Source organism: bacterium (genome assembly GCA_037143175.1).
Taxonomy (GTDB): Bacteria; Verrucomicrobiota; Kiritimatiellia; order CAIKKV01; family CAITUY01; genus JAABPW01.
The window spans coordinates 149,423-163,036 of the sequence record JBAWZF010000002.1 but is presented as its reverse complement, the minus strand read 5'-3'; the positions used below and the strand labels follow the sequence as shown (position 1 = coordinate 163,036).

General features: G+C 52.9%; 12 protein-coding genes. 10 read left to right on the top strand and 2 right to left on the bottom strand.

Features of this window, described 5'->3' with window-relative positions:
- The 10 genes from WCI03_01730 to WCI03_01685 all read left to right on the top strand — a co-directional run.
- Nucleotides 1-475: N-6 DNA methylase (locus tag WCI03_01730; GenBank protein MEI8138568.1), on the top strand; the 475-nt coding region annotated here is incomplete at its 5' end.
- Between the two features lie 24 nt (nucleotides 476-499).
- On the top strand, nucleotides 500-1,342 hold the full coding sequence (locus WCI03_01725) for a KilA-N domain-containing protein (protein ID MEI8138567.1): 843 nt from the start codon (nucleotides 500-502) through the stop codon (nucleotides 1,340-1,342).
- Entirely contained in the window at nucleotides 1,339-2,673 is a 1,335-nt protein-coding gene (locus tag WCI03_01720) for an ATP-binding protein (protein ID MEI8138566.1), read from the top strand. Before WCI03_01725 ends, WCI03_01720 begins: the two co-directional genes overlap by 4 nt.
- Nucleotides 2,670-3,065, top strand: a complete 396-nt coding sequence (locus WCI03_01715; GenBank protein MEI8138565.1) for a hypothetical protein — start codon at nucleotides 2,670-2,672, stop codon at nucleotides 3,063-3,065. The genes WCI03_01720 and WCI03_01715 overlap by 4 nt, the downstream gene beginning before the upstream one ends.
- Nucleotides 3,062-3,490 (top strand): restriction endonuclease subunit S, encoded by a 429-nt coding sequence (locus WCI03_01710; protein MEI8138564.1) that lies wholly within the window; start codon nucleotides 3,062-3,064, stop codon nucleotides 3,488-3,490. The genes WCI03_01715 and WCI03_01710 overlap by 4 nt, the downstream gene beginning before the upstream one ends.
- On the top strand, nucleotides 3,483-4,244 hold the full coding sequence (locus tag WCI03_01705) for a DUF6602 domain-containing protein (protein ID MEI8138563.1): 762 nt from the start codon (nucleotides 3,483-3,485) through the stop codon (nucleotides 4,242-4,244). The genes WCI03_01710 and WCI03_01705 overlap by 8 nt, the downstream gene beginning before the upstream one ends.
- A gap of 2 nt (nucleotides 4,245-4,246) precedes the next feature.
- On the top strand, nucleotides 4,247-5,368 hold the full coding sequence (locus WCI03_01700; protein ID MEI8138562.1) for a hypothetical protein: 1,122 nt from the start codon (nucleotides 4,247-4,249) through the stop codon (nucleotides 5,366-5,368).
- Entirely contained in the window at nucleotides 5,349-5,810 is a 462-nt protein-coding gene (locus tag WCI03_01695) for a hypothetical protein (protein MEI8138561.1), read from the top strand. The genes WCI03_01700 and WCI03_01695 overlap by 20 nt, the downstream gene beginning before the upstream one ends.
- A 9-nt stretch (nucleotides 5,811-5,819) precedes the next feature.
- Nucleotides 5,820-9,056, top strand: coding sequence for an HsdR family type I site-specific deoxyribonuclease (locus tag WCI03_01690; protein MEI8138560.1), 3,237 nt, complete (start codon nucleotides 5,820-5,822; stop codon nucleotides 9,054-9,056).
- On the top strand, nucleotides 9,057-9,749 hold the full coding sequence (locus tag WCI03_01685; protein ID MEI8138559.1) for a SprT family zinc-dependent metalloprotease: 693 nt from the start codon (nucleotides 9,057-9,059) through the stop codon (nucleotides 9,747-9,749).
- A 78-nt stretch (nucleotides 9,750-9,827) separates the two neighbouring features.
- Here WCI03_01685 and WCI03_01680 read toward each other — a convergent pair whose 3' ends face one another.
- Nucleotides 9,828-11,627 carry a LacI family DNA-binding transcriptional regulator gene (locus WCI03_01680; protein MEI8138558.1) on the bottom strand — a complete coding sequence of 600 codons (1,800 nt, stop codon included), beginning with the start codon at nucleotides 11,625-11,627 and terminating at the stop codon, nucleotides 9,828-9,830.
- 107 nt (nucleotides 11,628-11,734) lie between these two features.
- On the bottom strand, nucleotides 11,735-13,507 hold the full coding sequence (locus WCI03_01675) for an L-fucose isomerase (protein ID MEI8138557.1): 1,773 nt from the start codon (nucleotides 13,505-13,507) through the stop codon (nucleotides 11,735-11,737).
- Nucleotides 13,508-13,614: the final 107 nt, after the last annotated feature.

Genomic DNA, 13,614 nt, shown 5'->3' with positions numbered 1-13,614 from the left:
ACATGGCGTACTGTTTCGTGGTGGGGCGGAGGGACGCATCCGGCAGAAATTCATAGAGGAGAATCTGCTGGAGGCGGTTATTGGTTTGCCAGCGAACCTGTTCTTCGGGACCGGCATTCCCGCCGCCATCCTGCTGTTTAACAAAGGCAAGACCCATGGGGACGTTCTCTTTATTGATGCCTCCCGCGAATATAAGGACGCCAAGAACCAGAATATTCTGACCGATGAGCATCTCGACAAAATCGTCCGCATCTATCGCAAGTTTGAGACGGTCGAGAAATACGCCTATCGCGCTACCCCGCAGGAATTGGCCGACAATGATTTCAACCTCAACATTCCCCGCTACGTGGATACTTTTGAGGAAGAGGAAGAGATTGATCTCGCTGCCGTGAAGAAAGAGATTGCCGGACTGGAGAAGGAGCTTGTCGTCGTGCGAGCCAAAATGGATCGGTATTTGAAGGAGTTGGGACTGTAATTGCCGCGCAAAAGGAGTCTGAATATGTCAAATGACAAAATGACCATGATTAACGTAAAAGGCGCGGCCATTACCATTGTCTCCCAGAACAGGGAGGACTACATTTCCCTGACTGATATTGCCCGATACCGTGATGCGGAACGGACTGATTACATCATTCAAAATTGGTTACGCAATCGCAATACCATTGAGTTTCTTGGAATATGGGAAGGCTTGAACAACCCCGGTTTTAAACCCATCGAATTCGATGGGTTTAAAAAACAGGCAGGGCTCAACAGTTTCATCCTAACCGCAAAGCAATGGATCGCAAAGACGGAGGCCATTGGTCTGGTATCCAAGCCGGGGCGTTACGGGGGCACCTTCGCTCATAAGGACATTGCCTTTGAATTCGCCTCATGGATATCGGTTGAGTTTAAACTCTATCTAATCAAGGAGTTTCAGAGGCTCAAGGAAGACGAAAACCGCCGATTGTCACTGGCTTGGAATCTCAACCGTACACTTGCCAAGCTAAATTACCGCATTCATACCGACGCCATTAAGGCGCACCTCATTCCTACCGCCCTGACTCCTGAACAAATCAGTTTCACGTATGCCAATGAAGCAGACGTATTGAATGTCGCGCTTTTCGGCCAGACGGCCAGGGAGTGGCGGGCGGCCAATCCCTCTCTGGATGGCAATATGCGTGACTATGCGGCTATTGAGCAATTGCTGGTATTGGCCAATATCGAAGGCATGAATGCCGAGTTCATTCACATGGACCTGCCCCAAGGGGAGCGACTCAAACGCCTTAATCAAATCGCCATCCGCCAGATGCAGACTCTTACCGCCCATTCAAACTTAGCCCGCTTGGAGAAAGGCGATAAGTGAAAGAAACGGAAACCATAGAACTCAAGAAAAGTCTGGCTGAGCTTACAGCCGGGCTGGGTTCCATTTCCGCCATTCTCAACAAACATGGCCATGGTGAACTGTGGTTTGGTATTCGCAATGACGGGAAAGCTGTTGGGCTCGAAGTAAACGAAAAGACACTGCGCGATGTGTCGCAGGCCATAGCCGCTCATATCGAGCCCAAAATATACCCCCATGTCACCCTTGAGATAGTTGATGGGTGTCACTGCATCAAAGTAGCGTTTGACGGACATGAAGCGCCGTATCATTCCCATGGCCGTGCCTATATGCGCGTGGCAGATGAAGACCGGCAATTGAGTGTCAAAGCGCTGGAAAAACTGATTCTGGCGAAAAACAGTGAACTACTGCGTTGGGATAATAGAATTTGTGGACTGAGTGTTGCGGATCTTGACGTTGAAAAGTTGAAGCGGTTTGTTGATCGAGCCGGGCTTAGTTGGGATACGCCGGCTAATGCGGTCGAAAAGCTTGGTCTGCTCAAAGCCGGGAAGCTGCTGAACGCAGCAGCCCTGTTTTTTGCCAAGTCGGCCCCGATGGAGCTACGCTGTGCGGTGTTTGGAACGACCGATAGTGCGATGATTATTGACCGCCACGATATCCAGGGCGACATTTTGGAATTGATCGAAGAGGCGCAACGGTTTGTGCTTAAAAATATTCACATCGGGATGCGGCTCAATGGGTTGTATCGGGTAGACGTGCCGGAGGTATCAGTAGATGCTTTGCGCGAAGCTATCATCAATGCTTTTTGCCATCGTGATTACTGCGACCCGGATTACGTGCAGGTGGCGATCTTCAAGGATCGCGTCGAAATCCGGAATCCTGGAACTTTATATGGTTGCCTGACGCTGGATGACTTGCGCAAAGGGCATGTTTCGCAGCGACGCAATCCCTTGATTGCCGATTTGTTTCGTCGTATCGAAATGGTGGAGGCTTGGGGGCGCGGCATGCCATTGATACTCAAGAATGCTCCCGATGTTGTTTTTCGCGAAATCGGGAGTCTGTTTATCGTTTCATTCAACCGGCCATCCTCAATCGAAGCTCTGAAAATAGTTGAGGTGTCAGGTTCCCGAAAGAAAGTTCCTAAAAGAAAGTTCCTAAAGGAAAGTTCCGGTAAGACCGCCGAGAGAATACTGGCTCTCATGGCGGTGAACCCGGCAGTCACCACGGAGCAGATTGGTGAAGAACTTGGCATTAGCGGGCGTGCCGTTCGAAAGCAAATCGCCACTTTGAGAGATGCGAAGCAGCTTCTTCGTACTGGCGGACGCAAACTGGGCCATTGGGAGGTGCTGAAATGAGCGACTACGACGACATGTTTGAATCCATCAGAGGCTTGGCAGAGCAACTCCAGGCTTTGAATCAGCAAGCCGTGTTGGCGTACACTTCAATCGTAGATGACATCCTGCGATCCAGCAGTCGCGATACCAATCACATCGAACACACCCTCGACGGCCTGCTCTCCTTCTGCTGTTATGAACCAGCCCTCCAACTCTACAAAAAACTCTGCCGCCACTACTTCTTCATAAATCCTGTTGCCACGGCGGAATACATCAACGCCTACAGAGAAATGTGGGATTCGGAGGAAAAGGATGAGCAGCCGAAGCCCGTGAAGAAGCGTGCCCGGAAAGCTGTTGCGAAGGTGAAGCAGTTGAAAGGGAAGATAGTGAGCGGGAAGAAGGGTGGGGTATGAAGCCTAAAACGAATTGGCAGATCAATTTGCTCGGAGAATGGGCCAATATCGAAAGGGGGCGTTTTTCTCATCGTCCGCGCAATGATCCAAGTTTTTTTGGTGGCGATATTCCGTTCATGCAAACTGGCGATGTGAGTGGGGCTCAATTTGGAACGATTCACCATTACTCTCAAACGCTCAACGCAAGAGGGTTGGCGGTAAGTAAGTTATTTCCTAACCTCAAGTTCCCAGCCTTCGCGACCATAGAAGTAACCATACCCGTCGATATCAAGAAACAGCAGAGGATTGCGGACATACTTGATACTTGTGATCAAGAACTTCTCCTTTTGGGAGCTAAGCGGGATGCCCTTGACCAGCAGAAGCGCGGGCTGATGCAAAAATTGCTAACCGGCGCTATTCGCGTCAGAACGGAAAAACATGGCTGACCAAACCAACATACCTACAAACGAACAGTTCTTGCGCGAAGCTTTTGCTACTGAGCAGCAATGCTTGGTCACCAAACTCCAATCCTCTGCGCGTATCATTCATGCCGGTGATCGCGGTGAAGTAAATGAGCAACATTTTATTGATTTCTTGCGAAAGTACCTGCCGAATCGGTACACGGTGGAGAAAGCCATTGTCTTAGACTCGCTCGGTAGTGTAAGCCATTCAATTGATGTTGTGGTATTTGACCGTCAATACACTCCCACATTGCTTGATAATGACAAGCACCGGTATGTCCCTGCTGAAGCCGTCTACGCTATTTTCGAATGTAAGCCGAAGATTGATAAAGGTTATCTGGAGTACGCTGCCGAAAAGGCTGCGTCTGTGCGAAAACTAAAACGCACGTCAGTAGAGATTCACCATGCCGGAGGGGTTTATCCGGCCAAGAAACACTTCGACATTGTGGCGGGCATATTGGCCATTGAAGTGGACTGGAAGGAAGGCTTTAGTGATGCTTTCCGAACGGTACATGCGGGGCTCACTGGGGATAGTGAGATTGATTGCGGCTTTGCTGCGACTGGTGCTTCATTTGATATATTTGCGGGGGCGGGGGCATATACATACGGTCCATCCAACAACGCCCTTGCTTTCTTCGCCTTTCGCTTATTGTGGAAATTGCAATCTCTGGCCACTGTACCAGCTGTTGACTGGATGGCTTATGCCGAAAAACTTAGCCAAAATAATGGAGGTGTCTGACTATGTACGATTACTCAGAACGAATTGAGAGTTTTCGCGATCAAAAAGTGCGACTTAGTGTAGATTTTAGGGAGAAATTGTTATCCCACCGAAAAGCCAATCGCGACCGCTTAATCGCTAGGCTCCCAAATGAAATACCCGGAGTCACTATTGGTGTATCAAGCTTCCAACCTCAAGGCTCCGTTGCTATGCAAACGGTCATCCAAACTAGGTTTGTGAATGATGAGTATGACATCGATGACGGAGTGGTGTTGTGGAAGCACCAGCTGGTGAATAAGGATGGTGAAGAACTTACTGCGGCTCAAGCCAAAGACAAAGTTAGGGAAGCCCTCAAGGATGACCGGTTCAACCGGCAGCCTCGAAATTGCACCAACTGCGTTAGGGTTTTCTATGCAGATACAGATGAGGAGAAACACCATGTGGACTTTCCTGTTTACCGAAAGTGGCTGGAGTCAAATGGCGATATTATGCGCGAGTTGGCAAGCGAAAAGTCATGGGAAAAGTCAGATCCAACTCAAGTCAATGTATGGTTTGATGCCACAGTCGAGGGGCGAAACGCGATTGTAGACGGGTGGGGTACTCAGTTCCGTCAGCTTGTTCAACTGTTGAAGCGATTTTGTCGTAGTCGGCCGGATACAGATTGGGACATGCCAAACGGAATGAAATTGACCATGCTGGTCAGTGAATGCCAGCCTAACTACCATCAACGTATTGATGTCGCGTTCAGGGAATTGTTGACTAATCTTAAGATTCGACTCCTAGGCTCAAAACGTATTTGTAACCTGGCGCATCCGGATAAGCCGGCCATCACAAAAACCGAGGCAGATAGTAACGTTGTTGCATTGCTAGTTCATGTACAGGAAGCGCTAGCTGAGTTGAGTGAACTGGATAAAACTGAAAATAACAATGCAGATTCTGCCAGGACGAGGTGGGACTGGGTCTTCAAGAGCGACGGATTCTTCAAGGAATTTGATGACAAGCGCAAGGATGAGGAGAAGAAGAAGGCTCTGCTTGAAAAGGCTGCGTTAGTGGGAAATGGCGTTCGGACATCATCGGCAGGGGTGTTGGGTGCAATCGGTGTAGTAAATGTAGCGCACAAATTCTATGGATCGAGCAATCATTAAAAAACGTGATCGTGCAGCCGAGTACCGCAATTTTGTCCTTCAAAAGACATTTATGGAGAAACGGTTTCCAGGGTTCCGGTGTGCGCTTCACAACAACTTGCTTGAATGTGAAGGTGAGATTACACCTTCAGAGCATTGCGCTACTTATACAGTCAAAGTAAGTTATAAAAATGGTGGAATACCGGAAGTTCGTATTCGGAGACCACAAATTCCTCGGGGAAGCTGGGGGCATATACACATCTATCGAGAAGGCACGCTATGCCTCTACGATCATCGAGAACAACCTTGGCGATGGAGCGACAATCTACATGATAAAATCATACCATGGACGGCCGAATGGCTGGTGTTCTATGAGCTTTTCCTAATGTGCGGGAAATGGCTGGGGCCGGAAGCCCCTCATAAAAATGATGCAAAAGTTCCGCAACGGCCAATAAAAAACTGATAGGTGAATATGAATAACCCTTCCTTCCAGGAATCCCACATCAGTCAAATCCCAGCCGTGCGGCTGCTGCAGCAACTCGGATACGCGTACCTGAGTCCGGAGGAGGTGTATGCCGAGCGGCGCGCCAAGCTCCGCTATGTCTTGCTGGAGTTTGTGCTTAGCAGGCAGTTAAAGCGGCTCAATTCAATTTCTTTCAAGGGGCAAACGGTGCCGTTCTCGGATGAGAATATTGCCAAGGCCATTGAAGCGTTGCGGGAGGTTCCGTTCGATGGGTTGGTCCGGACGAGTGAGAAGGTTTATGATCTGCTGACTCTTGGCAAGAGTCTGGATCAGACCATTGATGGGGTGACCAAGGGTTTTACACTTCGCTTTATTGACTGGGCTAATCCCCGTAACAATACCTTCCATGTCACCTCGGAGTTTGAAGTGGAGCGCACCGGCAGCAAGGAAACCCGGCGGCCTGACATTGTCTGTTTCGTGAACGGCATCCCTTTTGTGGCAATCGAATGCAAACGTCCGGAAGAGAAGCATTCACTGGAGCAGGCCATCAAGCAGTCAATTCGGAATTGGCAGAATGACGAGATCCCTCATCTCTTCCTCTATACCCAGCTTGTTCTGGCCCTGAATAAGAATGAAGGCAGTTATGGCACGACCGGCACGCCGATCAAGTTCTGGGCGAAGTGGCGCGAGATGCGCGATGTGGATGCGGAGGTGCGTGCTGCCATCAATGGGCCGGTGCGGCGCGAGGAGCATGACAAACTGTTCAAGGGTGCGTTTGCCTATGCCAAGCAGGCATTTGAGGAAATGGCGATCCAGGCTCGGGAGCCGACCGAACAGGACCGGTTGATTTGGGCGCTATGCCGTCCTGAGCGACTCATTGAACTGGCGCGGCAGTTTATGCTCTATGATGAGGGCGGAGCGGTGAAGAAGGTCGCTAGGTATCAGCAATATTTCGCCATCCGTAAGACCTTGGAGAGGGTACAGCAGCGCGATACTGAGGGACGCCGCAAAGGTGGCGTAATCTGGCAAACCCAAGGCTCGGGCAAGTCACTGGTGATGGTGCTGTTGGGCAAGGCCTTGGCTTTGGATGATCAGATCAAGAATCCCCGGATCGTGATCGTTACGGACCGTGTCGATCTCGATGAGCAGATTTGGAAGACCTTCCATCAGTGCGGCAAGGAGCCGCGCATGGCCAAGACTGGGAAAAACCTGCAAGAGTTGTTGAAGAATGAGCGTGTGGCCGTGATCACCACCGTGATTGATAAGTTCCGGGCGGCCGCCAATGTTGCCGATAACTTCAAGAATGAGGATGACGACATCTTCGTCCTCGTGGATGAAAGCCATCGCAGCCAATATGGGGAGGCCAACATCCGCATGCGTAAAGCCTTGCCAAAGGCCTGTTTTATCGGCTTCACCGGAACGCCGCTGATGAAGAAGGAGAAAAACACGGCGCTGAAATTTGGCGGCTTCATCGAACCGGCGTACACCATTCGCGATGCCGTGGCCGATGCGGCGGTAGTTCCGCTCCTCTATGAAGGCCGCCACATCATGCAGAATGTGAATAAGAAGGCCGTGGATGCCATGTTCGAGGCTATGTGCAAGGGCCTGACACCGGCGCAGAAGACCGACTTGAAGCGGAAATTCGCATCGCGCGATGAACTTAACCGATTGGAAAGCCGGCTGTACCTGATCGCGTGGGATGTTTCACAGCACTTTTCGACACAATGGGCAGGCACGGGTTTCAAGGGGCAGTTGACCGCTTCCGGTAAGAAGGAGGCTCTGATCCTGAAACGGTTCTTCGACGAATTCGGAAAGGTAACCAGTGAGGTGGTCATTTCCGGTCCCCAGGAGATCGAAGGCGATGACGGGGTCATGGTGATTAAAGAAGAGAGCGTCGAGCGATTCTGGAAAGCAATGATGGAGAAGTATGGTTCCGAAAAGGAATATAACCGCCAGATTATCAACTCGTTTAAGAAGTCTGAGACGCCTGAGCTCGTCATCGTGGTAGATAAACTGCTGACCGGTTTCGATGCGCCCCGTAATGTGGTGCTGTATATTGCGCGAAGTCTGAAGGAGCATACACTTCTCCAGGCCATTGCCCGCGTGAATCGGCTGCACACCGGCAAGGACTTCGGCTATATCATCGACTACTACGGGGTTGTCACGCAATTGCATGACGCGCTGGAGCTTTACAGCGACTTGGACGGCAAGTTCGATGAGGAAGATCTGGAAGGGACGCTGACCGATCTGACGGAGGCGCTCAAGGCATTGCCTAAACTGCATGACGCGCTCTGGGACTTGTTCCGGGAAGTAACCAACAAGAAGGATGAGGAGGCCTTTGAGCTGTCGCTGGAGAAGCCTGAGCGGCGGGAGGATTACTACACCAAGCTATCCAAGTTCTGCCGTGTATTGCGAATGGGGCTTTCCAGTATCCAGTGGGTAATTGCCACGCCGGACGATAAGGTCGAGCGTTACAAGAAGGATGCGATGTTTTTTCAGAAGCTGCGTGCCTCCGTGAAGATTCGGTATGCCGAGGAGATTGATTACCGGGACTATGAGGCGCAAATCCAGAAGATGCTGGCGACCTATGTTCAGGCGGATGAGGTCATTCAGGTGGTGGACCCTGTAAATATCTTCGAACGCCAGGCATTCGAAAAGGAAGTCGATAAGGCGCGATCCCCGAGGGCCAAGGCCGACATCATCGCCAATCGGACGAAAAAGACGATCACCGAAAAGATGGAGGAAGATCCGTTCTTCTATCGGAAATTCTCCCTGCTGCTGGAGCAGACGATTGCCGAGTACAAGCAGCAGCGTATCACGGATGCCCAATACCTGGCCAAGGTGAAGGAGATCATGGAGCGTGTGCGGGATCGCCGGAAGTCGGATATGCCGGCCTCCCTCGATGGCAATGACTTTGCCCAGGCGCTCTATGGAGCGGTTTCGGAAAAAATGACTCCTGGCGTGAGGGAGGGGTCTCCTTCATACGGGTCTGCGGCGGTTGCACGGGATGCCGCGATTGATCAGATTCGTGCGGAGATGAGCTTGAAACTGGAGGCCATCATTCGGGCAGAGGCGGTGGTTCGGTGGCGGGATAACTCGGACGCCCAGAACCGTATGCGGAACCAGATGGATGATTTTCTGTTTGAACTCCAGAAATTGAAGGGAATCACTCTTTCCCTGGAGCAGATGGATGCGCTGATTGAGTCCTGCCTTCAGATTGCCCGAAACCGTCCGGACGATGTGTAAATGCAAAAGATCTCCACGGTCATTGGGCAGTGTTTCTTGAAGCGAACTAAGCGGCATACGTTGGCGATCAGTGTGCTACCGAATGGCGCTGTGGAGGTGGTTGCTCCTTTGGGCGCCGGAGTTCCCGAGATACAGGACAAGATTCGGAAACGGTCTTTATGGATCATGCGGCAGCGCCGTCATTTTCTGGCCCTGCGTGTGGAGCGACCGGCACGGCGGTATTGCACCGGGGCGACCCATCGTTATCTGGGGCGGCAATACCGCCTGAAAATCTCTCTGGCAGCCAAGCCGGATGTAAAGTTGCGGGGGGGCTACCTGCATATCAGTTTACCATCCAATACCAGCATCGCGGTGTCCGTCTTACTTTCCGGCTGGATGAGGGTGAAGGCCAAGGAGCAATTTGAGCGACGCCTTCTGAAATGGCGAGCCTGGTGCGTCACGCGTGGATTGCCGGAACCCAAGTTGCATTTGCTCGACATGCCTAAACGGTGGGGGAGTACTCATTCTGACGGACGCATGTATCTGAATCCGGAATTGGTTCGCGCCCCGGTGCCGTGCATTGACTATGTGATCGTGCATGAGGTTTGCCATATCAAGCATCCTCGTCACGACAAAGAGTTCTATGCTGAGTTGGAAAAACTTAGCCCAGGGTGGCGAGCGATAAAGCAACGCTTAGAGACGTCAGAGTTGTGATCCAGAGGATGCGGTGAAATTTATCTCAAGCCCGCTATTAGGGCTTGAGATAAATTTGTGTCGTTTCGAAATGCTCCATCAAATACCGTCCGTTTTATCCTGAGAATCAGTCATTGCGGGGGTTGGAACATCCGCTTCAGTTGCTATTTCCTCGGTGTCTGGAATCGATTCTCCGCCTTCTTCCATTGTCACCGGATTTGGGTTACCAATGGGGGCCGGTTCCTCGATGACCACGGGTGGCGGAGTCGGTACCACAGGTATTGGTTCGGGGTGGGGCGGTTCCGGTGGGGGAATTTTCACTATGGGTGGAGCCGCCACCGGATCTGGCGCGATGATGGGGGGCGGGTCTGGCGTAGGGATCGGTGTCGCTACCGGTGTTTCTGTAAAGATCGGTTTAGGTGTCGGGGGCGGTTCATCCACTACGGCCGGTTCCGATGCTGGCGTTACGGGTGGCGGTTCGGACACTGGGGTGGGCGTCGGTTCGGGCTCCGGTATCGGTGTTGCGACCACCGGTTCCGGTGTTGGCGATTCTTCAACAATGACTGGCTCCGGCGGCGGTGCCGTTGGAGGCGCCTCAGGCGTATCTGGTTGCGACATTGGTATTGGGTCGAGAGGCGTTTCAGGTGACTGAATTTCCTCTATGGGTGGATTCACCACCGGCTCCGGCATGATGACCGGAACCGATACAGGTTCGGGTTCATGCGTTGGGATCTCGGCGACTTCTTCCATTGGTAGTGAGGTTGGTGATGTTACCTCGATCGCTGGTTCCGGTGTTGGAGCTTCTTCAATGACTGGCTCTGGCGATGAAAAAGGCTCGAAGTCCGTGATGGGTTCTGGAGCCGGTGTTGAAGATTCAGTTGCAGTTGTCTCTGGTGTTGAAGCCGGTGTGACCGGTGGGGTTTCTGCGGTTACCGGTTCTGGGATTACTGCTGCGGGTTCCTGTGATTGCGGCGTTTCTATGGGCGTTGGGTCTGGAGTGATGGTTGGCGCTTGGGGCCGTGTTTCGACAATGATCGGTGGCGGTTTTGAAGGCGGTGGGGCCGGAACCACGATGGATATGACTGGTTTAGCAGCCTGTTGAAAAATCATCGGCTCAGCCGGAGGCTTCGCCCTACCTTGGAAAATCTCTTGTATTTGGGTAGGGCGAGGCGTCCCTGCCGAGCCGTCTTGGCGAAATTGGTTGCTAGGTTGTGAGGACGATGCCGGTGCTGGAGCCGCAGGCGAACTTGGCCATATGGGCTCAGAGAATATCGCTTTGGATTCGTTGTTCTCGCTGCCCCCTGGTAACTGCCCGCTGCTCACTGCTCTTAGCATCGCCTTCGCTGCGTCTTGCCACAACACGATCACGGGACAGACCCTTCGACTGAGCTCAGGGCAAGCTGTCGCCACGGCCGTTGTTACGACCGCATAGACGCTGGGGCAGGCCAGTATGCCGGCGGGATCTTCGTGGAGTAACTGGCTAATTCGCGCCCGGACCGACGTTGGGTCGGCCGGAGTGACGATGATATTCAGGTGATACCCAGCCGCCGTGAGGTCCTGCTCCAATCCAGGAATCAGCGCCAGGGTGTTAGTCTGAGTGGTGACGGAAAGAACGAGACCGATCTGCTGTGCGATCGGATCCTTCGCTGCAATCTGAGATCTCCCATTTGAGATTCCATCAGGCTGTGCCGCAGCATGCGGCACAGCCTGATGGAGTGCGAAGCGGCGGGTGATCGGGTCGGGCTGATAGCCCAATTGACGGATGGCGGCGGAGACGCGGGCCTGAGTCGCAGGGGTAATTCCGCGTTGCGCGGCCTTCCCGTTGATGACCAGAGAGACCGTCGTTTCCGAGAGTCCGACAGCCTTGGCGACGTCTTTTAAAGTGACTTGTGAATTCATCTCAAGCCCTATAGCAGGGCTTGAGATGAATTGGAAGTGTTGTTTGAAAAAACAAACACCTCCATTGGTGACAATGGAGGTGTTTGCTCAGTCGTTGACTAAGTGGATCAACCGTACAACGGGCCGAAGTTCTGGCAGGCGCGGTAGTCTGCGCCTTGAGCATCCTGCTCGCCAAACAGACCCCACGTGCTGGGACGGAAAATGTTTTCGTCCTCAACATTGTGCATCGCCACGGGAATACGCAGCAACGAAGCCAGGGAGATCAGGTCGGCCCCGATGTGCCCGTAGCTGATCGCACCATGATTCGCGCTCCAGTTGTTCATGACGCTATAGACATCCTTGAAGGCGCCCTTGCCTGTAAGCCGCGGGGCAAACCAGGTTGTCGGCCAGGTCTGATTTGTTCGCTCATTCAGCGTCTTGTGAACCTTGGCGGGAATGTCCGCCGACCAGCCTTCGGCGATCTGAAGGATCGGACCCAGACCCTTGACCAGGCTGACCCGCATCATGGTCATGGGCATGCCGCCACGTGACAGATAGCAGGATGAGAAACCGCCGCCGCGGAAGTACTCGTGCACAGCAGACGGCCAGGTGGTCGCCTTCAGGCACTTGGCCGCTTCAGCCTCGGTGATATCCCAGAAAGGTTTCATTGCCGGTTTGCCCTTGATGGACTGTTCGCCAGTTCCGTCCAGGGAGGCGGCGCCGGAGTTGATCAGGTGAATCAAACCATTCGCCGCCAAGCCGGTCAGTTTCTGTCCTGTCACACGCTTAACCGCTTCGGGGCTCCAGAAGGTTCGCACATCGGCAAAGATCTGGGCGGTATTGGTTAGCAGATAACCGAACAGCATGGCCGTACCGTTCAAGCTGTCATTTTCCGTCGCGAATACCTTGGGCGCCCGGATGCCATTCCAGTCGAAGGAGGAGGTTAGCATGGCCTCCATGAAGTCGCCGTTAGGGAAGTGGTCGGTCCACTGGCGCTGGCCTTGGAAACCGCCGGCTATGGCATTGTGTCCTAGCGCTTCCTCGCCAAATCCGAGCTCTGCCAAACGGGGGTTACCCTCCATCAGGTCACGGGCAATCATGGTCATCTTGACGACAGTCTGCCAGTCGCGATCCTTGCCCTTGGCATCACGAGGTGAGCTGTTGATGTCCTTGCCCTCTTTGCAGTTCTTACGGGTCCAGGCATAGGCCTTCTCGAACTCTTTCGGATCAAAGATGTTCTCGTCGATGCGGCGTGTGAATTCAGACATGTCGATGCTCTCGACGCGCATACCGAGGTAGCTTTCAAAGAAGGGCTGATCGACAATCGAGCCGGCGATACCCATTGAGACGCCGCCCATGGAGAGATAAGACTTACCGCGCATGGTGGAGACGGCGAGTCCGGCCTTGGCGAAGCGCAACAACTTCTCCTGCACGTCCGCGGGAATCGTGGTGTCGCCCTTGTCCTGTACGTCACGGCCATAGATTCCGAAGGCTGGGAGCCCCTTCTGGTTGTGTCCTGCCAGACAGGCGGCCAGATAGACTGCGCCCGGACGTTCAGTGCCGTTGAAACCCCAGACCGCCTTGGGCATGGTTGGATCCATATCCATGGTCTCGCTGCCGTAGCACCAGCAAGGGGTTACTGTCAGCGAAACGCCCACGCCTTCACGACGGAATTTATCGGCACAGGCGGCCGCCTCCGTCACCCCGCCAATACAGGAGTCGGCGATGACGCATTCCACAGGCTTGCCATTGGGATATTTGAGATTGGAGGAGAGAAACTTGGAGGCCGTCAAGGCCATGGCCATGACTTGCTTTTCGAGCGACTCCCGCACGCCTCTGCGACGGCCGTCAATTGTGGGACGAATACCTATTTTGGGAAAACCACCGATCCATGTTGTCATTTTTAGTTGCTCCTTTAGTGAACGTTTCGGGGATCATATCACGCGTTTGTTTGCTACCAATGGCTGCGTTTGACGCGTGAATGTCATTTATTGACTTTTATTTCACA

Excerpts from the sequence above, each read along its gene's own strand:
- WCI03_01705 (MEI8138563.1), top strand. The coding sequence starts at position 3,483 with ATGGCTGACCAAACCAACATACCTACAAACGAACAGTTCTTGCGCGAA.
- WCI03_01695 (MEI8138561.1), top strand. The coding sequence starts at position 5,349 with ATGGATCGAGCAATCATTAAAAAACGTGATCGTGCAGCCGAGTACCGC.
- WCI03_01675 (MEI8138557.1), bottom strand. The coding sequence starts at position 13,507 with ATGACAACATGGATCGGTGGTTTTCCCAAAATAGGTATTCGTCCCACA.
- WCI03_01725 (MEI8138567.1), top strand. The coding sequence starts at position 500 with ATGTCAAATGACAAAATGACCATGATTAACGTAAAAGGCGCGGCCATT.
- WCI03_01715 (MEI8138565.1), top strand. The coding sequence starts at position 2,670 with ATGAGCGACTACGACGACATGTTTGAATCCATCAGAGGCTTGGCAGAG.
- WCI03_01700 (MEI8138562.1), top strand. The coding sequence starts at position 4,247 with ATGTACGATTACTCAGAACGAATTGAGAGTTTTCGCGATCAAAAAGTG.
- WCI03_01690 (MEI8138560.1), top strand. The coding sequence starts at position 5,820 with ATGAATAACCCTTCCTTCCAGGAATCCCACATCAGTCAAATCCCAGCC.
- WCI03_01680 (MEI8138558.1), bottom strand. The coding sequence starts at position 11,627 with ATGAATTCACAAGTCACTTTAAAAGACGTCGCCAAGGCTGTCGGACTC.
- WCI03_01710 (MEI8138564.1), top strand. The coding sequence starts at position 3,062 with ATGAAGCCTAAAACGAATTGGCAGATCAATTTGCTCGGAGAATGGGCC.
- WCI03_01685 (MEI8138559.1), top strand. The coding sequence starts at position 9,057 with ATGCAAAAGATCTCCACGGTCATTGGGCAGTGTTTCTTGAAGCGAACT.